General features: G+C 55.0%; 20 protein-coding genes. 2 read left to right on the top strand and 18 right to left on the bottom strand.

Annotation, left to right across the window (positions count from 1 at the left end; genetic code table 11):
* Positions 1-24: 24 nt before the first annotated feature.
* The 16 genes from queC to RX972_RS12650 form a co-directional block, all read right to left on the bottom strand.
* Positions 25-699: a 7-cyano-7-deazaguanine synthase QueC gene (queC, locus tag RX972_RS12725; RefSeq protein ID WP_263270993.1), complete on the bottom strand. Its 675-nt coding sequence runs from the start codon at positions 697-699 to the stop codon at positions 25-27.
* A 16-nt stretch (positions 700-715) separates the two neighbouring features.
* Positions 716-1,363, bottom strand: a complete 648-nt coding sequence (gene queE / locus RX972_RS12720; protein ID WP_027899121.1) for a 7-carboxy-7-deazaguanine synthase QueE — start codon at positions 1,361-1,363, stop codon at positions 716-718.
* 174 nt (positions 1,364-1,537) lie between these two features.
* On the bottom strand, positions 1,538-2,356 hold the full coding sequence (ybgF, locus tag RX972_RS12715; protein WP_122396454.1) for a tol-pal system protein YbgF: 819 nt from the start codon (positions 2,354-2,356) through the stop codon (positions 1,538-1,540).
* A 6-nt stretch (positions 2,357-2,362) separates the two neighbouring features.
* The gene (gene pal / locus RX972_RS12710) at positions 2,363-2,863 is read right to left on the bottom strand and encodes a peptidoglycan-associated lipoprotein Pal (RefSeq protein ID WP_027899119.1); all 501 of its coding nucleotides are present in this window, start codon (positions 2,861-2,863) and stop codon (positions 2,363-2,365) included.
* A gap of 58 nt (positions 2,864-2,921) precedes the next feature.
* Positions 2,922-4,172 (bottom strand): Tol-Pal system beta propeller repeat protein TolB, encoded by a 1,251-nt coding sequence (tolB, locus tag RX972_RS12705; protein ID WP_231665751.1) that lies wholly within the window; start codon positions 4,170-4,172, stop codon positions 2,922-2,924.
* A gap of 50 nt (positions 4,173-4,222) precedes the next feature.
* The gene (gene tolA, locus RX972_RS12700; RefSeq protein ID WP_087274352.1) at positions 4,223-5,302 is read right to left on the bottom strand and encodes a cell envelope integrity protein TolA; all 1,080 of its coding nucleotides are present in this window, start codon (positions 5,300-5,302) and stop codon (positions 4,223-4,225) included.
* On the bottom strand, positions 5,302-5,766 hold the full coding sequence (gene tolR / locus RX972_RS12695) for a protein TolR (protein WP_027898230.1): 465 nt from the start codon (positions 5,764-5,766) through the stop codon (positions 5,302-5,304). Before tolR ends, tolA begins: the two co-directional genes overlap by 1 nt.
* 14 nt (positions 5,767-5,780) lie before the next feature.
* Positions 5,781-6,476 (bottom strand): protein TolQ, encoded by a 696-nt coding sequence (gene tolQ, locus RX972_RS12690; protein ID WP_027898229.1) that lies wholly within the window; start codon positions 6,474-6,476, stop codon positions 5,781-5,783.
* The gene (gene ybgC, locus RX972_RS12685; RefSeq protein ID WP_316875791.1) at positions 6,466-6,933 is read right to left on the bottom strand and encodes a tol-pal system-associated acyl-CoA thioesterase; all 468 of its coding nucleotides are present in this window, start codon (positions 6,931-6,933) and stop codon (positions 6,466-6,468) included. Before ybgC ends, tolQ begins: the two co-directional genes overlap by 11 nt.
* 137 nt (positions 6,934-7,070) lie before the next feature.
* Complete coding sequence (ruvB, locus tag RX972_RS12680; RefSeq protein WP_095093547.1) at positions 7,071-8,129, bottom strand: Holliday junction branch migration DNA helicase RuvB; 1,059 nt, start codon at positions 8,127-8,129, stop codon at positions 7,071-7,073.
* The gene (gene ruvA, locus RX972_RS12675; RefSeq protein ID WP_027898226.1) at positions 8,130-8,738 is read right to left on the bottom strand and encodes a Holliday junction branch migration protein RuvA; all 609 of its coding nucleotides are present in this window, start codon (positions 8,736-8,738) and stop codon (positions 8,130-8,132) included. It lies immediately after the preceding gene.
* A gap of 144 nt (positions 8,739-8,882) precedes the next feature.
* Positions 8,883-9,407: a crossover junction endodeoxyribonuclease RuvC gene (gene ruvC / locus RX972_RS12670; protein WP_027898225.1), complete on the bottom strand. Its 525-nt coding sequence runs from the start codon at positions 9,405-9,407 to the stop codon at positions 8,883-8,885.
* Positions 9,408-9,530: 123 nt separating this feature from the next.
* Positions 9,531-10,277 (bottom strand): YebC/PmpR family DNA-binding transcriptional regulator, encoded by a 747-nt coding sequence (locus tag RX972_RS12665; protein ID WP_316875787.1) that lies wholly within the window; start codon positions 10,275-10,277, stop codon positions 9,531-9,533.
* Between the two features lie 134 nt (positions 10,278-10,411).
* The gene (aspS, locus tag RX972_RS12660) at positions 10,412-12,187 is read right to left on the bottom strand and encodes an aspartate--tRNA ligase (protein WP_027898223.1); all 1,776 of its coding nucleotides are present in this window, start codon (positions 12,185-12,187) and stop codon (positions 10,412-10,414) included.
* A gap of 317 nt (positions 12,188-12,504) precedes the next feature.
* Positions 12,505-12,846, bottom strand: coding sequence for a ribbon-helix-helix domain-containing protein (locus RX972_RS12655; RefSeq protein WP_049826719.1), 342 nt, complete (start codon positions 12,844-12,846; stop codon positions 12,505-12,507).
* Positions 12,847-13,183: 337 nt separating this feature from the next.
* The gene (locus RX972_RS12650; RefSeq protein ID WP_027898221.1) at positions 13,184-13,657 is read right to left on the bottom strand and encodes a Dps family protein; all 474 of its coding nucleotides are present in this window, start codon (positions 13,655-13,657) and stop codon (positions 13,184-13,186) included.
* A gap of 378 nt (positions 13,658-14,035) precedes the next feature.
* Here RX972_RS12650 and RX972_RS12645 point away from each other — a divergent pair, with 378 nt between their 5' ends.
* Entirely contained in the window at positions 14,036-14,638 is a 603-nt protein-coding gene (locus RX972_RS12645) for a cold-shock protein (protein ID WP_027898220.1), read from the top strand.
* Between the two features lie 69 nt (positions 14,639-14,707).
* Here the strand turns inward: RX972_RS12645 and RX972_RS12640 are convergent, their stop codons facing one another.
* Both RX972_RS12640 and RX972_RS12635 read right to left on the bottom strand, forming a co-directional pair.
* Positions 14,708-14,914 (bottom strand): SlyX family protein, encoded by a 207-nt coding sequence (locus RX972_RS12640; RefSeq protein ID WP_027898115.1) that lies wholly within the window; start codon positions 14,912-14,914, stop codon positions 14,708-14,710.
* Positions 14,911-15,342 carry an HIT domain-containing protein gene (locus RX972_RS12635; protein WP_316875781.1) on the bottom strand — a complete coding sequence of 144 codons (432 nt, stop codon included), beginning with the start codon at positions 15,340-15,342 and terminating at the stop codon, positions 14,911-14,913. The genes RX972_RS12640 and RX972_RS12635 overlap by 4 nt, the downstream gene beginning before the upstream one ends.
* A 1,002-nt stretch (positions 15,343-16,344) precedes the next feature.
* On the opposite strand from RX972_RS12635, the gene RX972_RS12630 reads away from it, so the two are divergent.
* The gene (locus RX972_RS12630; RefSeq protein WP_316875779.1) at positions 16,345-17,682 is read left to right on the top strand and encodes an OprD family porin; all 1,338 of its coding nucleotides are present in this window, start codon (positions 16,345-16,347) and stop codon (positions 17,680-17,682) included.
* Positions 17,683-17,789: the final 107 nt, after the last annotated feature.

Below are 17,789 nucleotides of genomic sequence, written 5' to 3'. Positions count from 1 at the left end.
ATTCAACACCTAATTTCAATTATTTTAAAAATATCGTGTCGGGTCACTGATTCCGGCGGCTGCGAAGCCTTCTGCGCGCAAGCGACAGCTGTCGCATTTGCGGCATGCACGGCCTTGATCGTCGGCTTGATAGCAAGAAACGGTAAGACCGTAATCAACCCCCAGACGCACGCCTGCCTTGACGATGTCGGCCTTGCTCAGATTCTGCAGGGGCGCCTGGATCGTAAAGCCCTGCCCTTCCACACCCGCTTTGGTAGCTAGATTGGCCATACGCTCGAACGACTCGATAAACTCAGGCCGGCAATCCGGGTAACCCGAGTAATCCACCGCGTTGACGCCGATAAAGATGTCACGTGCACCGAGCACTTCTGCCCAGCCCAGCGCCAGAGACAAAAACACAGTGTTGCGTGCCGGTACATAAGTCACCGGAATGCCTTCGCCTGGGGTTTCAGGAACCGCGATGGAATCGTCAGTCAGCGCCGAGCCACCAATGCCATTGAGATTCAGGCCGATGACCTTGTGCTCGATCACGCCCAGATCGCGAGCGACGCGTGCCGCTGCATCGAGCTCAGCGCGATGACGCTGACCATAATCGAAACTCATGGTGTAACAGGCGTAGCCCTGCTCACGCGCCATCGCGACGACAGTGGCCGAGTCGAGGCCGCCAGAAAGGAGGATTACCGCTGTTTTTTCAGTCATGTTTGATTCACTCATCTCAGCGCCCTGGCTCATCGTTCCAGAGAAATTTATGCAGCTGCATTTGCAGGCGTACAGGCAGGTTGTCGGCGACGATCCAGTCTGCGAGGTCGCGGGCATTCAGTTGGTGATGGCTGGGCGAGAACAATACTTCGCCCGCTCGACGCTCCAGACCGTACTGAATGAGCTTGGAGACGGCCCAGTCGTAGTCCTCACGAGAGCAAAGCACGAACTTGACCTGATCGTTGGGCGTCAACAGCTCGATGTTCTCGTAACGGTTGCGAGTTACTTCCATGGAGCCTGGTGTTTTCAGGTCCACGACTCGGCTGACACGAGGGTCAACAGCCGAAATATCCAGCGCACCACTGGTTTCCAGAGATACTTCATAACCAGCATCACAGAGACGCTTGAGCAACGGGATGGCATTGGGCTGAGCCAACGGCTCACCCCCAGTCACGCAGACGTAACGCGGGCGATAATCAGCCACCTGACCGAGGATGTCATCCAGTGTCTGAATGGTGCCGCCAGTGAAGGCATAGGCGCTGTCGCAGTACTGGCATCGAAGCGGACAGCCCGTGAGACGGACAAAAACAGTGGGCAAGCCGGCGGTGCGAGTCTCACCCTGCAACGAGTAAAAGACTTCGGTGATACGTAACGTTTCTTGCATATGGGCCACGGGCGTAACAGCTAAACAGGCCGTCCGCCTCCGTCAGGCACTTCAAAGCACCCTGCAATGGCAGAATCCAGAGAAGCGTATTTAAAAGTACCGAAAATTCGGGTGCCGAATTCTAACGAAAAAAGCCGCGACAAGCGCGGCTTTCTTGAATTACGGGTCAGAACCTTAAAGGCGCTGAAGATCCCGCTGTGCCAGCTGAGCGGCTGATGTACCCGGATACTGAGCAACAACCTGCTGCAAAATGCCTTTGACCTTGTCGGTATGACCCAGGCGGCGCTCGACATCAGCAAGCTTGTACAACGAATCAGGCACCTTGGCATGCTTCGGGTAAAGCTGGCTGACTTTGGCAAACGCCTGACCTGCGCCTTGAAGGTCACCTTTGGCCAGGTTCACTTCGCCCAGCCAGTACTGAGCATTGCCCGCGTACGAACTGTTCGGATATTTGCGAAGAAAAGCCCCGAAAGCCTGACTGGCCTTGTCGAAATCCTTGGCTTTGATCAAATCGAAGGCCGCTTCGTAATAAAGCTTCTCCTTCGCAGGATCAGGTGGTTCAGTACCTGCCGACGGCGCTTGCGCGGCCGGTGCGGCAGGTGTCCCGCTGGCGTTGATATCACCGCCAGCCGGTTGAGAATTATTGGAAGCCGCTGCGGCTGCGCCGCCTGCTCCTATGCGTGAATCCAGATCCTGATACCGCTCGAGCGCTTCTTGTTTCATGCGCTGGATATCGTTTTGCTGGACCTCGACCATACCGCGCAAACGCGCGATTTCGTCCTGCATCTGTTGTAGCTGCATGAACAGCTGACCTTGTGCCGAGGGCTGGGCCGTAACCCCTCCCCCGGCATAGGCGCCAGACGTGCCATAACCAGCTGGCGGATAACTGCTGCTGCCAGAGCCAGAATTGTTATCGACCACAGGAACCGCACCCCACGCAACAAGTGGAAGGGTGAGGGCCAATACTGTTACAGCACGTCGGCACGTTCGCATGTCAAATTACTTACGCAGTTCGACGCGACGGTTTTGAGCCCAGGACTGCTCGTCGTTGCCGGTAGCAACTGGACGCTCTTCGCCGTAGGAAACCAGTTCCAGCTGAGCTGGGGAAACACCTTGCAGAACCAGGTAGCGTTGAACGGCTTTCGCACGACGCTCGCCCAGTGCCATGTTGTACTCGCGAGTACCACGTTCGTCGGTGTTGCCTTCCAGAACGACGCGAGCGCCATTGCCTTTCAGGTCTTTGGCGTGAACGTCCAGAGCGCGCATGGCTTCTGGCTTCAGGTCCGAACTGTCGTATTCGAAGTAGAAAGTGGTGATTGCGCGCAGAGCAGCTTCTTCGCTCAGGCTGCCATCAACGGCACCAGTGTTTGCGCCGTAACCAGCGTTAGGATCAACAGCAGCGCCTTCGCCAGCGTTGTCGCCGCCTTTTGAAGAGCAACCTACAGCTACAGCCATGGCCAGAGCCAGCGCAGCAAATTTACCAAACTTCAGCATTTCCATCGTGAAACTCCTAATGAACCCCAGTGTGTTAAGCAAATCTTTTTTGTGTAGCGCCGCGTCAGTTCAGGTAAGGGGACCAGGAAGGTTCTCTGACTTCGCCTTGAGCGGTAGGAAGCGGGAGCCTTACGCGTCCATTAATGGACACGAGCATCAAGACTCCCCGGCCCTGCTGGCGGGTGGCGTAGATTACCATGGTGCCGTTGGGCGCAACAGTAGGCGACTCATCAAGGTTGCTATCTGTGAGGATTTTTACGCTTCCGCGGGCCAAATCCTGCACTGCAACCTTGAAATTAGTGAAGCCGTCCTGCCGGTGAATCATTACCAGCGTCTTTTCATCAGCTGACAATTTCGGGTTGGCGTTGTAGTTGCCGACGAAAGTCACTCGTTCAGCACCACCACCATTAATATTTGTCTTGTAGATCTGCGGCTTGCCGCCACGGTCCGACGTGAAGTACAGCGTCGAGCCGTCTTTGCCGAAGAACGGTTCTGTATCGATGGACGAATCGTTGGTCACGCGACTTAGCTGACGCGAGGCCAGATTCATCACGTAAATTTCCGGGTTACCGTCTTTCGACAATACGAATGCCAGTTTCGTGCCATCAGGCGACCATGCAGGCGCACCATTGAGGCCTTCGAAGTTGGTGATCTGCTCGCGGCGACCGGTATCGATGTGCTGAACGAAGATGCGCGGGCGCTTCTGTTCGAACGATACGTAAGCGATGCGCTTGCCATCCGGCGCAAAGCGCGGCGACAGGATAGGCTCACGGGATTGCAGCAGGGTCACTGCACGTGCACCGTCGTAATCCGAGCGCTGCAAAGTGAAGCGCGTATTGTTTTCAGAGAAGCGTTCGGCAGTCACGTACAGCATGCGGGTAGAGAAAGCACCCTTGATGCCGGTCAGTTTCTCGAACGACTGGTCCGCAATGTAGTGCGACATGTCGCGCAACTGATCAGTAGTACCGGACACGTTACCGGTCAGTACCTGCTGTTCGGTTGCGACGTTAAACAGGGCATATTGCACCTGCAGACGACCGCCTGCAGGCACGATGTTGCCGACCATCACGTACTGCGCACCCAGTGCTTTCCAGTCTCGGAAGATGACTTCGCTGGCCTGGCTTGGCTGGCTGATCATGTTCTGACGCGGGATTGGCGCGTAGTAACCCGAATTGCGCAGGTCATTGCCGATGATTTCCGACATGTCCTCTGGCAGTACGTTGCCGCCCTGCCAGCCAAAAGGCACAACTGCGATAGGCGTGGCGCGGTCACTGCCGCTGGTGACCAGAATGTTCTTCTCTTCTGCGCCAACCATACCGGCCGCACAGCAGAGAACGACTACTAGCAGTCCTCGAAAAAGCTTGATCACAAGGCTAGATCTCCAGGTGTAAATGTCATCTTGAATGAACGATAGGGAGCGAAGTCCGCGGCCTTCATACCCTGCATTTCTGTCAAACGGCCAATATTCTTGACTGCTGCGACTGCTGAACTGTCAAACGGCCCGTCTCCACTGGACTTGGCAACCGATACCGAGGCAATGGTGCCATCCGGCAACATACCAATCTGCAGTGTTACGGACATGTTGTTACGTGCTGACGGTGGTCGACTCCAGCCCTCGGAGGCTCGAACACGAATCAGATCGTCGAAACTACCCGCGACCTCGTCACCCTGCTCGTCCGCCAATGCCTGTTGCCGTTCCGGTTTATCGGACAGCAGGTCAGCCAAGGCCTGAGCCTTTTTATCTTCAGCAGATTTGCGAGCTGCTTCCTGCGCCTTCTTGGCAGCATCGGCAGTGGCTTTTTTCTTCGCGTCGTCAGCTGCTTTCTTTTTAGCGTCTTCGGCAGCCTTTTTCTTGGCGTCCTCTGCAGCTTTTTTCTTCGCATCGTCGGCGGCCTGTTTCTTGGCTTCCTCGGCTGCAGCTTTCTTGGCGTCTTCCTCGGCCTTTTTCTTGGCGTCGTCTTCAGCTTTTTTCTTGGCTATGTCGGCCAGCTGCTTTTCTTCAGCTTTTTTGGCATCAGCCTTTTTGGCTTCATCAGCTTTCTTCGCTTCGTCGGCTTTTTTCGCTTCCGCCGCTTTCTGCGCTGCTTCTTCAGCCTTCTGTTCTTCCGCTTTTTGAGCAGCCTCTTCTTTCTTTTGTTCCGCAGCTTTTACAGCTTCCTGCTTTTCCTGCTCGACTTTCTTCTGTTCCAGTTGCTCGACTTCAGTCTGTCGTGCAGCGGTCTTTTTCGCCTCGCCGGCAATTTTCTGGTTGGTCTGGGTCGTCGCCTGACTCTTGGACTTGAGCTGGTACAGGGTCGCCTGCACGATAGGCTTGGCTTCCGGCAATTCCGGAGTCATGGCAAAGCTGACGAACAGCAAGCCAAAAATCAGGACGTGCAACGCCACGGCCCAGACACTAGGCCAGAAATAATTCTCCGAGGCGGACGGCTCTCGAATTGGCTGCATCAGGGGGCCTCAGTAATCAAGCCGACATTCCCGACCCCTGCCTTCTGCAGCCCACCCATGGTGCCCATGACCGAACCGTAATCAACGGTTTTGTCGCCACGAATGAAAACCTGCGTCTGCTTGCCGGCATCACGCCCGGCGGCAACGATTTTGGTAACGGCCGACGTCAGTTGCGGCAAGGTCATCGCCTTGTCCATCTGCTTGTCGGTGTCGACTTCGCTGCCAAGGTTCCAGTAATAGGTCTTGTCAGCCTTGATCGAAATGGTCAGGACCTGATTGTTGTTGTCTTGCGGCAAAGCCTCGCTGGAGACTTTGGGCAAATCGACTTTCACGCCCTGATTGATCATGGGAGCGGTGACCATGAAGATGACCAGCAGCACCAACATCACGTCGATGTAAGGCACTACGTTCATTTCGGCGACCGGCTTGCGTTTTCTGCGGCGATCTCGAGCGATTAAAGCCATTGGGAATTACCTGCTCACTCTTCGCTGGTGTGCACTTTACGGTGCAGGATGGCCTGGAATTCTTCGGCGAAGGTGTAGTAACGGCTAATCAGGGTTTCGCTGCGAGCGGCGAAACGGTTGTAAGCGATTACTGCAGGGATCGCCGCGAACAGGCCAATGGCTGTTGCGATCAGTGCTTCGGCAATACCAGGGGCAACGGTGGCGAGTGTCGCCTGTTGCGCCGTGGCCAGGCCGCGGAAGGAGTTCATGATCCCCCAGACGGTACCGAACAAGCCGATGTACGGGCTGACGGAGCCAACGGTGGCGAGATAAGGCAGACCCGCTTCGAGTTTCTCCTCCTCACGCGAGATGGCAACACGCATGGCACGAGCCACGCCTTCCATCACGGCCTCAGGATCGACACCTGCCTGCTGACGCAGACGCGAGAACTCTTTGAAGCCGGCACGGAAGATCTGCTCCACACCAGAATCCGGGTCTGGATTGCTGCCCGCCTGACGGTACAGCTTGGACAGATCGATACCGGACCAGAAACGCTCCTCGAAGCTGTCCAATGCCCGGCGTCCAGCACGCAGCATGTTGCTGCGCTGAAAAATCATGATCCATGAAGTGACTGAAGCAGCCACAAGGATCAGCATAACTAACTGAACGACAATGCTGGCATTACTGACCAAACTCCACATGGAGGAATGGTCGACGACGTTAGCTTCCACGCTTGCTCTCCTGCTCTGTATGTGTGCCCGCGCCGCCCTGGCCGGCAAAGGCCGTACGCAGAGCTTCGGGAATGGCCCGGGGTTTCAAACTATCGGCGTTTACACACGCCACCAAAAACTGCCCCTCGCAGAGCAGCGTTGCATCCGCAGCCCGTCTGACTTCCTGTTTGAAGCGCAGACTGACACGGTTCAATTCGATTACTTCAGCGCTGACCAGCAATTCGTCGTCCAATCGCGCCGGCTTGCGATACCTGGCCTCGCTGGAATGCACAACGAACAACAAGCCTTCCTTCGCCATTGAGGATTGGGCAAAACCCAATTCCCGCAGCCGTTCGGTACGAGCCCGTTCCATGAATTTCAGATAATTGACGTAATAGACAATGCCGCCAGCATCGGTGTCCTCGTAATAAACGCGACAGCGATGTGCGAACGACTGAACCCCGTTTTGCGCGCGCATACTCTAGTGCTTACTCCTCAGGTTGCCAATCCGCCACGGCAACTGTTTTCAACGTTTTACCGGTTATTTCATGTCAGCCTGACGCAGTAGCCAGTCTGACCGCGCAAACCCTGAATAAATCAGTGTTTTGCGAGTTTTTAAATGTCTTCATCTGCAACAAATTGTTCGGCGCCTGGCATCTCCCCCATTCGGGACGGAATATTCAGCCCGAAGTGCAGATAAGCATGCCGGGTCACGACCCGTCCACGCGGTGTGCGCATGATATAGCCTTGCTGGATCAAATAGGGCTCCAGCACGTCTTCAATGGTGTGGCGCTCTTCGCTGATGGCAGCAGCCAGACTGTCGACACCCACCGGGCCGCCATCAAACTTCTCAATCATGGTCAGCAGCAAACGCCGGTCCTGATGATCAAAACCGCGCTCGTCGACGTCCAGCAAGTTAAGAGCAAGGTCTGCGATAGGCTTGGTAATCTCGCCCTTGCCGCGCACTTCGGCGAAATCCCGCACTCGGCGCAGCAAGCGGTTGGCGATCCGTGGGGTGCCACGAGCCCTACGGGCAATTTCGAACGCACCCTCCGGCTCTATCGGCAGACCGAGAATGCCGGCGGAACGCGATACGATAGTTGCCAGATCCGCGATGCTGTAAAACTCCAGACGCTGCACGATACCGAAACGGTCACGCAAAGGATTGGTCAGCATGCCCGCTCGAGTCGTCGCCCCTACAAGCGTGAACGGCGGCAGATCGAGCTTGATCGAGCGAGCCGCTGGCCCTTCACCAATCATGATGTCGAGCTGAAAGTCCTCCATCGCGGGGTACAGGACCTCCTCGACGATGGGTGACAGCCGGTGAATCTCGTCGATGAATAACACATCGTTGGGTTCAAGATTGGTCAGAATTGCCGCAAGATCCCCCGGCCGCTCCAGTACAGGGCCCGATGTGCTCTTGATGGAAACCGACATTTCCTGGGCAATGATATTGGCAAGGGTGGTCTTGCCCAGACCGGGCGGACCGAAGATCAGCGTGTGGTCGAGTGCTTCGTTACGTCCGCGTGCAGCCTGGATGAACAACTCCATCTGCTCGCGCACCGTCGGCTGACCAATATAGTCGGCAAGGCTCAGCGGACGAATAGCGCGATCAATCTGTTCATCACGATCACGCCCGCCAGTGGCGGTTATCAGGCGGTCAGCATCAATCACTTAAGCCATTCCCTTCAAAGCACGTCGAATCAAATCAGCACTGCTCAAATCTTTTTCCTTGATTGCGGAAACAGCTTTGCTTGCCTCCTGAGGTTTGTAGCCCAGAGAAATAAGCGCACTGACCGCATCGTTTTCGGCGGTTGCCACGGGTTCCGGCGCATTCGGACCATTGGAAACCAGGGTGAAGGTCCCAGGCAGGGTTTCCCAAGCCTTGAAGCGGTCTTTTAGTTCGACGAGCAAACGTTCAGCGGTCTTTTTCCCGACGCCCGGAATGCGAGTCAGCGCTGAAGTGTCCTGAGCCTGAACGCAACGCACCAGCTCATCAACCTCGAGACCGGACATCAAGGCGAGCGCCAGTTTCGGGCCAACGCCATTAAGGCGTATCAATTCACGAAACAGCTCGCGTTCGCGCTTCTCATAGAAGCCGTACAACAGATGCGCATCTTCACGAACGACAAGGTGAGTATGCAGCGTCACCGGCTCGCCGACATGCGGCAAGCGGTAAAGCGTGGTCATGGGGACCTCGATTTCGTAACCGACACCGTTCACATCAAGCACCAGATGCGGCGGCTGTTTCTCAGCCAAAAAGCCGCGTAAGCGTCCAATCACGTATCAAATCCTTTCGTGTTGCCGGTCAGACCGCGTAACCAGCGCGAAATAATGGTCGCAATCATTGCAGGCATGACAAGACCTGCAAGCAGAAATATTCAAGCAGAGGATGCTACCAGAGACGCAGCACCACTATTGCACGCATTAGAGGCGCAGCCGACCACCTCGGCTACGTGCAGTGTTCAGACCGTGAGGAATCAGGCTTGAACGCGTGTGCGCGTGACACAGGGCAATCGCCAGAGCATCGGATGCATCGATTTGCGGCTTCTGGGTCAGTTTTAGCAAATGCATGACCATCATCATGACCTGCTCTTTATTCGCGCCCCCGGTTCCTGCAACCGCCTGCTTGACCTGGGTCGCCGAGTATTCGGCAATCTCCAGCCCCTCCTCGGCCCCGGCAACGATCGCGGCGCCCCGCGCCTGGCCCAGCTTGAGAGCCGAGTCAGCATTGCGCGCCATGAAGACCTTTTCAATGCCCATGGTCACAGGGCCGTAGGTCTGAATGACTTCCCGCACCCCGCGGAATACAATCTGCAACCGCTCATGCAGCTCGCCACTGCCGGTGCGAATACAGCCCGACGCCACGTAAACACAGCCACGCCCGGTATCTCGTACCACGCCGTAACCAGTGATTCGGGAGCCGGGGTCTATACCAAGAATAAGAGTCATAAAGCCTGCAGCTTGAGAGGTGATACTCAGCGAAGATCGCAGCATAAAGGCAGAAGCCGAAGGCCGATAGCGATGTCAGTACATCGCCACCGGCCTCCGGCCCCTTTGTCCTGCAGAGATCTGTCAGCCCAACTGTTCCATGACTTCGTCCGGAATTTCCGCATTGGAGTAGACGTTCTGCACGTCATCCAGATCTTCAAGCATGTCGATCAGCTTGAGCACCTTTTCTGCTGTTTCCAGATCAAGTACCGCGCTGGTCGTCGGCAACATGACGATTTCAGCGTCTGTCGCGACAAAACCAGCAGCTTCAAGCGCGTTGCGCACAGCGTAGAAACCAGCGAATGAAGTAAAGACGTCAATACTGCCGTCGTCATTGGTGACGACATCATCGGCGTCAGCCTCCATGGCGGCTTCGATCAAAGCGTCTTCATCAACACCGGCAGCAAACGAGATCTGACCTTTACGATCAAACAAGTACGCCACAGAACCGTCTGTACCCAGGTTACCTCCACACTTGGTGAAGGCATGACGTACGGCTGCTGCAGTGCGATTACGGTTGTCAGTCATGGTTTCAACCATGATCGCGACGCCGCCCGGCCCGTAACCTTCGTAGCCCAGCTCTTCGACGTCATCACCGTCTGCCGCACCGGTGCCACGGGCCACTGCGCGATCAATGGTGTCACGGGTCATGTTTGCACCAAGCGCCTTGTCCAGTGCCAGACGCAGACGAGGGTTAGAACTGGGATCGCCACCACCCTGACGGGCAGCAACGGTCAGCTCACGGATCCACTTAGTGAAAATCTTGCCTTTCTTGGCATCCTGACGCTCTTTGCGGTGCTTGATGTTCGCCCACTTAGAATGACCTGCCATATCTCGCTCCAGATTCTTTTTCGAACACCTTCACCTTTCGCCCAGCTATAAACAGGCAAAAGGGCTTACTTGACCGGGGGTGTAGCCATGCAAGGCGCGCTCACGTCGAGCGACGGAGCGCGCCTCAGCGAGCGTTACTCAGCCTTTGGCTGTTCACGCAAACGGATATGCAGCTCACGCAGTGCCTTGGCATCCACCACACCAGGTGCCTGGGTCATGACGTCAGCAGCGCTCTGGGTTTTAGGGAACGCGATCACTTCACGGATGGACTGCGCGCCGGTCATCAGCATGACCAGACGATCCAGACCGAACGCCAGACCACCGTGCGGCGGTGCACCGTACTTCAAGGCGTCAAGCAGGAAGCCGAACTTCTCCTGCTGCTCGTCTTCGGCAATGCCCAGCAAGCGGAAGACCGCCTGTTGCATTTCCTTGCGATGGATACGGATCGAGCCGCCACCCAGCTCGGTGCCGTTGAGCACCATGTCGTAAGCACGGGACAGAGCGGTTGCCGGATTGGCTTCCAGTTCTTCCGGGGTGCACTTCGGCGCAGTGAACGGGTGGTGCAATGCAGTGAAGCTGCCGTCGTCGTTCTCTTCGAACATCGGGAAGTCCACGACCCACATCGGTGCCCACTCGCAAGTGTGCAGCTTGAAGTCGTTACCGACCTTGATACGCAGCGCGCCGAGGGCTTCGCTGACGATCTTGGCTTTGTCTGCGCCGAAGAACACGATATCGCCATCTACCGCGCCAACACGATCCAGGATCACATTGAGGTTGGCTTCAGGGATGTTCTTCACGATTGGCGACTGCAGGCCTTCAACACCGGCAGCACGCTCGTTGACCTTGATGTACGCCAAGCCCTTGGCACCGTAGATGCTGACGAACTTGGTGTAGTCGTCGATCTGTTTACGCGGAATGCTCGCCCCGCCAGGAACGCGCAGCGCGGCAATACGGCATTTCGGATCGTTGGCCGGGCCGCTGAACACCTTGAAATCAACTTCTTTGAGCTGATCAGCAACGTCAACCAGTTCCAGCGGGTTGCGCAGGTCCGGCTTGTCGGAACCATAGCGGCGCATGGCTTCTTCGAAAGTCATGTGCGGGAAATCGCCGAACTCCAGGTCCAGTACTTCCTTGAACAACTGACGAATCATCTTCTCGGTCAGACCGATGATGTCTTCTTCATTGAGGAAGCTGGTTTCGATGTCGATCTGGGTGAATTCCGGCTGGCGGTCAGCACGCAGGTCTTCATCGCGGAAGCACTTGGCGATCTGGTAGTAGCGGTCAAAGCCGGCAACCATCAGCAGTTGTTTGAACAACTGCGGGGATTGCGGCAAGGCAAAGAAGCTGCCCGGGTGTGTGCGGCTAGGCACCAGATAGTCGCGAGCGCCTTCCGGAGTAGCGCGAGTCAGGATCGGCGTCTCGACATCGAGGAAACCGTTGTCATCCAGATAGCGACGGATGCTGGTAGTAATACGCGAGCGCAGACGCAGCTTCTCGGCCATTTCCGGGCGACGCAGGTCGATGAAGCGATAGCGCAGACGGGTTTCTTCGCCAACGTCGGAATATTCGTTGAGCGGGAACGGCGGGGTTTCCGACTCGTTCAGCACTTCGAGCTCGTAGCCAAGCACTTCGATGGCGCCGGACGCCATGTTGGTATTGACGGCACCGGCCGGACGAGCACGCACCTTGCCGGTGAGCTTGACGACATATTCGCTGCGAACACGGTCGGCAGCGGCAAAAGTATCTGCGCGGTCAGGGTCAAACACCACCTGAGCCATACCTTCACGATCACGGATGTCGAGGAAAATCACACCCCCGTGGTCACGACGGCGGTGGACCCATCCGCAAAGGGTAATTTCCTGACCTTCCAGGCTCTCGTTCAATTGGCCGCAATAATGGCTGCGCATCATGATGGTCTGTTCACTTCTCGTAATTCGAAATTCGGTGGAGCTTTCGCTCTTGGCTTGCGCTCAATAGTGCAAGAGCCCAGGCACGCGTTCAAGCCGTCAGCCCGTCGCTGCGCACTGCAGGCGCAGACGTGCCCGTTTTTAGCAAGGCCGGGGATTATATAGCGTTAATCAAGAGCGTGCAGCCGCGCAAACCGAACAGATCGAGATAACTTGCCGCGGCGTGCGGCTCAGGGCAACGCAGCCGCTGGAGGAACGCGCTACAAAAGCAGGCCCGCCCGGAAAGCGAGCCCGCAAAATAGGGGTATACGTCAACTGCGTTAAGCTTGTCTCAGATCCAGGCTGTCACCCTTCAAAAGATGAGCAACACACACGACCCTGATAAGGCCGCTGAAATTCTTTACGCCGCCATAGCGCAAATGCACCTCTCGGTCGATATAAGAAAGTACCGCATTGACAGAGCAATCATTTGATCTGGCAATCGTGGACAGGATATTCCAGTACACATGCTCCAGACGCAAACAGGTGGCCAGACCATTAAGCCGCACCGACTTGGAGTGGGGTTGAGCCAGAGCCATATTGAAATCTTCGACAAACGGATCATTGCAAATTTTCGCGTGACGTTTCAGGTCTTTTACGTCGCATTCGACCTCTTGAACCATAGCGGCTTCCTCTAAACTATAAAATCGGATCCCATGAGAAACATTTAAATATAAATAAATGTCCGACTATCAGGCCCGATTTACGTTTAGATAACCAGCCGCATTAAGACTTAGAGCGTGTAGGACATGACCACAAAGCAGTGAGGAATAAAGAGCAACTAGTAACAACTAAACACTAAACGCATCTGAAGGTAATGAATAGTTATAGACATTCTACAAACTATGCCGGGTAGGCGGCAGAGGCTCAGGCAGGCAGGAGGCGACGAGGCTATCAGCCCCCCGGAGATCAGACAGGCGAGAAGTGCGACGCACCACTCGCCTGACACTCACTTGACCGTTACTTGGTTTCCAGCATCGAACGAAGCATCCACGCCGTTTTTTCGTGGACCTGCATTCTCTGCGTCAGCAAATCTGCAGTCGGCTCGTCACTAACCTTATCCAGAAGAGGAAAAAGACTACGCGCAGTACGCACTACAGCCTCTTGTCCCTGAACCAGACTTCTGATCATATCTTCGGCGCCCGGTACACCCTCTTCTTCTTTGATCGAAGAAAGACGCGCATACGTTGTATAAGTACCTGGAGCCGGGAAGCCCAGCGCACGAATACGTTCAGCAATGGAATCAACCGCCAGGGCCAGTTCGTTGTACTGCTCTTCAAACATCAGATGCAGCGTGCGAAACATCGGACCACTGACGTTCCAGTGAAAGTTATGAGTTTTCAAGTAAAGCACGTAGGTATCTGCGAGCAAATGAGAAAGACCATCGACGATTGACTTGCGATTCTCTTCGCTGATACCGATATCGATTGCCATGTATTTCCCCTTTCAATTGATGGTTTTAATCCAGCAGGTACAGAGGCCACTGTATCAAGACACAGGGCAGGACGCAGCCCTGCTTTGCAAATACCTACCCTGCGTCAGTCGGAACGACCATGCCCCGATTGGGGACCACCGAACACCGCCCGTCGCTTTGTCACGTCCGGGGCTGCCACTGTGCGATGTAACGCAAGCTGTTGATTTGAGTAGCTCTGAGCTTTGCTGTTAAATACACCGCGTGTCGCGGCAGCTGATTGATCAGGCTGCCGCGCATAGGCTGAAAGATCACGCGTGCCTCACGCCTCCACTTTTCAAGAAGCGTACCGGGTGCCTTCAGCTATTTCCTTGCGATCCATCTTAATGTGAGTCATCAACATGTTGAAAATAGTCCACCTGCTAACGGGAGCCGCAGCCCTGCTGCTTTCCTTTATCCCCAGCCTGCGTAGTGAGGCCCTGTCTTCGCTACTGCAACCCGATGCGCTTTACCTGGCATTCTTCGGTCTGCTCAATCTTGTATTGGCACCCGTGATCCCCTACTGGAACAGAGGCCCACGTCATCATCTGCAGAATCTGGTCAGTGCGTTACTGGTTCTTGCTGTAGTTATTCAAATCCTGACCTTGCTTGTCCCCCTCGAAACCATCGCCGGTCAACCGGCAATCGTCGCAGCGCTGACCGCGGCACTGGTCGCAGTCGCCTTGCATCTGGCCGTCAGCTTTTACCGGTCATCCCCGTCACCTGTTGCACAAAGCCACGACATGACCAACCGCGATACGGGCACCGTAAAGTGGTTCAACACGTCCAAGGGCTTTGGCTTCATTTCCCGCGACTCCGGCGACGATATCTTCGTGCACTTCCGGGCTATTCGCGGCGAAGGTCACCGGGTACTGGTTGAAGGTCAACGTGTAGAGTTTTCGGTGATGAATCGCGACAAGGGCTTGCAGGCAGAGGATGTGATTGCCGCTTTGCCACGCCGCTGATTCTTTCTACCGCAATACAAAAACGGCCTTCTATATATAGAAGGCCGTTTTTTTGTGCGGTGCGAAAACTCAGTAATGAGGCGGAGGCGCATCCTCGCCGAAAATTTCGAACTGACTCCCCATTTCCTCCTGACGCTTGAGCATTGCCGCAAATTGCTGCTGCAGACGATCCAACGCTCGTTGCTGAGCAACCAGTACGTCGTTCAACGCCTGAATCGTATCGTCCTGGAAAGCCAGTCGGCTCTCCAGATCGGTCACTCGTGCCTCCAGACTCATACCGACTCCTCCGTGAAGATGAAGTCCTTGACCAGAACCGCTCGTAGCTGATCTTTGATCAGTGAAAACTCCTGCGCCGTATAAGGCGTAGCCGGATGCTTGCCCCAGACAGGCGCCGGCCATGCGATGTCGCTTCGCCGCCGCACGATCACATGCATATGCAGTTGGCTGACGACGTTACCCAACGCTGCCACATTGAGCTTGTCAGCGTTGAACAAGTCCTTCAATTGCTCTGACAGCAGCGTAGTTTCCTGCCACAACTGCAACTGATCCCGCGCATCCAGCTGGAACACCTCGGTAATGTCAGGACGCCGAGGCACCAGAATGAACCAGGGATAATTTGAATCATTGGACAGCAGCAGTCGGCACAACGGGAAATCGCCGATCAGTAAAGTATCTTCTTGCAAGCGTGAATCCAGAGCGAACACGATGTAACTCCTGATCTACAGGTTAAATTTGCGCCGACTTGTATTTCAGATATCGCCGCACAGTAACCGGCAGGATACTCGGGAAAAACCTCGACTTCATCGCTTACCTGATTCACGGACAGCTTTTGCCAGCGGCTCAGGCTCTGCGCCTTGCTCATTCACCCGACAGACGCGACAGCATCACGCACCAGCAAATACCCCGGAGCGCAGCCATCGCCCCTTTTTCGCGCACAGGCACCGATGCCACCGTTACAACCGCTGTTACATATCGCTACAGATCGAGCGACCTGAGCCTATAAACCACGACCCCGAAAAACCGATTGCGTCATGAAAATGAAACGCTGCGGAGCAACTCGGGAGTCACGCGAGATAGCAGAGACCCACATTAATGCATTAAAGGCGGTCATCGCACCAAAAGGACTCACCTTATTTGTGCAGACAGCCCGATCATGAAGAATCTCCCCAAGCCAAACCCATCAAGGTAACGCTGCCGACGGCCAAACACGTCATGCCGACGAAAAAACCCTATCCCCTCTAAAAAGAAGGGAAATATTTTTTATTTTATTTTCAATAGGTTACCGATAACAACGAAAGTAAATACTAGTTTTTTCACGTTTTTTTCTCATTCTGCTTAGCTTTGTGCACGGTTGTTGCTATGTTACTGGGCAAGGTTGGACGATCCTCTGGCGGAAAACAGAAGACGGGCAATCACGAAAGGTGGAGAAAATCATCCACTAAAGGAATACGCAGGGAAGGCACAAGACTGATATTTCAATGGCCAGATCGTTGATGATCAGCACCGTTGCAGGCTTGTGTTTGCGACATGGACCGTAATTATTTGCGACAGCGCTGTAAAGATTTTGCAAGGTTAGGTCTGTAACTATAGCCACCATTGTCAGCGGGATATAAGTTTCGCCGACACAAAAAAAGAAAGAGCCGTCCAGATAAAAAAACAGGTGGACGGCGGTACTCTTCTCTTAAAAACCAAAGGAGCAAGTCACAATGAGAGTGATGAAGTGGAGCGCAATCGCACTGGCCGTTACTGCTGCCAGCACCCAATTGGCAACGGCTGCACCGTTTGTCAGCGATCAGGCTGATGCCAAGGGTTTCATTGACGGCAGCACGCTGGACGTGAAGGCTCGCAACTATTATTTCAACCGCGATGGCAAAAATGGTGGCGGTGATCAGCGTGACTGGACCCAAGGTTTCTGGGGCAACTTCAGCACTGGCTACACCCAAGGCACCATCGGTGTCGGCTTTGAAGCATTCGGCTACTGGGGTCTGAAGCTGGATGGTCAGAACCAATATGCTGGCTCGGGCAACCTGAGCCTCGATAGCAATGGCGATAACCGCGATGAGCAGGGCAAGGCCGGCGGTGCTGTTAAATTCCGCGTATCGAAAACCGAACTGAAAATCGGCGATATGCAGCCTACCAGCCCTGTATTCGCAGTAGGCGGCTCCCGCCTCTTGCCTCAGACCGCTAGCGGTATCAGCCTGCAAAGCAGCGAGATCGCAGGTCTGGATGTTGAAGCGGGTCACTTCTACTCAGGCACTAGCCAGAACGACAACAGCCACGATGGCAATATCTTTGCCAACTACGCCTCGGTGGGTACACCGATTACAGCCAATAGCGCAGACTTCGCAGGCGGCAAATACGCTATCACTGACTCGCTTGGCGTTGCTTTCTATGCTGCCAAACTGGAAGACATCTGGAACCAGTATTACGCCAACATGAACTACGCGCTGCCATTGACTGACGATCAGTCCCTGGCGTTCGATGCCAACATCTATCGCACCACTGATACCGGCAGCTCTAAAGCTGGCGACATCAGCAACACCGCCTTCTCCGGCTCGGTTGCTTACTCGTTCGCCGCAGCACACACCGTGACTCTGGCCTTCCAGAAAATCAACGGTGACACCCCGTTCGACTACATCGGTATCGGTGACAACAACAAGGGTGGCGACTCGATTTTCCTGAATAACTCTATTCAGTACTCTGACTTCAACGGTCCTGGTGAAAAATCCTGGCAGGCTCGCTACGACCTGAACATGGCTCCGTATGGCGTGCCAGGCCTGAGCTTCATGACTCGTTACGTGACCGGCGATGGCATTGACGGCACTAAAATGGCAGCCGATAGCCCCTACAGAGCTTATGGCTATGGCGCTGACGGCAAGCACCACGAGACCAACCTTGAAGCCAAGTATGTGGTTCAGACTGGCCCCGTCAAAGATATGTCGTTCCGCATTCGTCAAGCATGGCACCGTGGCAACACTGACCAAGCTGAAGGCGACGTTAACGAGTTCCGTCTGATTGTCGACTACCCGATCTCGGTCCTGTAATCGCCACTCAGCTTCTCGTTTAAAGAAAAGCCCGGCTTAGGCCGTAATGCTGTTCACTTAAGCATTTGAGTCCAAGCCGGGCTTTATAGAGAATCCGATGTCAGACC

This window comes from Pseudomonas syringae group sp. J309-1, assembly GCF_032582135.1.
Classification (GTDB): domain Bacteria; phylum Pseudomonadota; class Gammaproteobacteria; order Pseudomonadales; family Pseudomonadaceae; genus Aquipseudomonas; species Aquipseudomonas quasicaspiana.
This window is presented reverse-complemented; position numbering and strand designations above follow the sequence as displayed.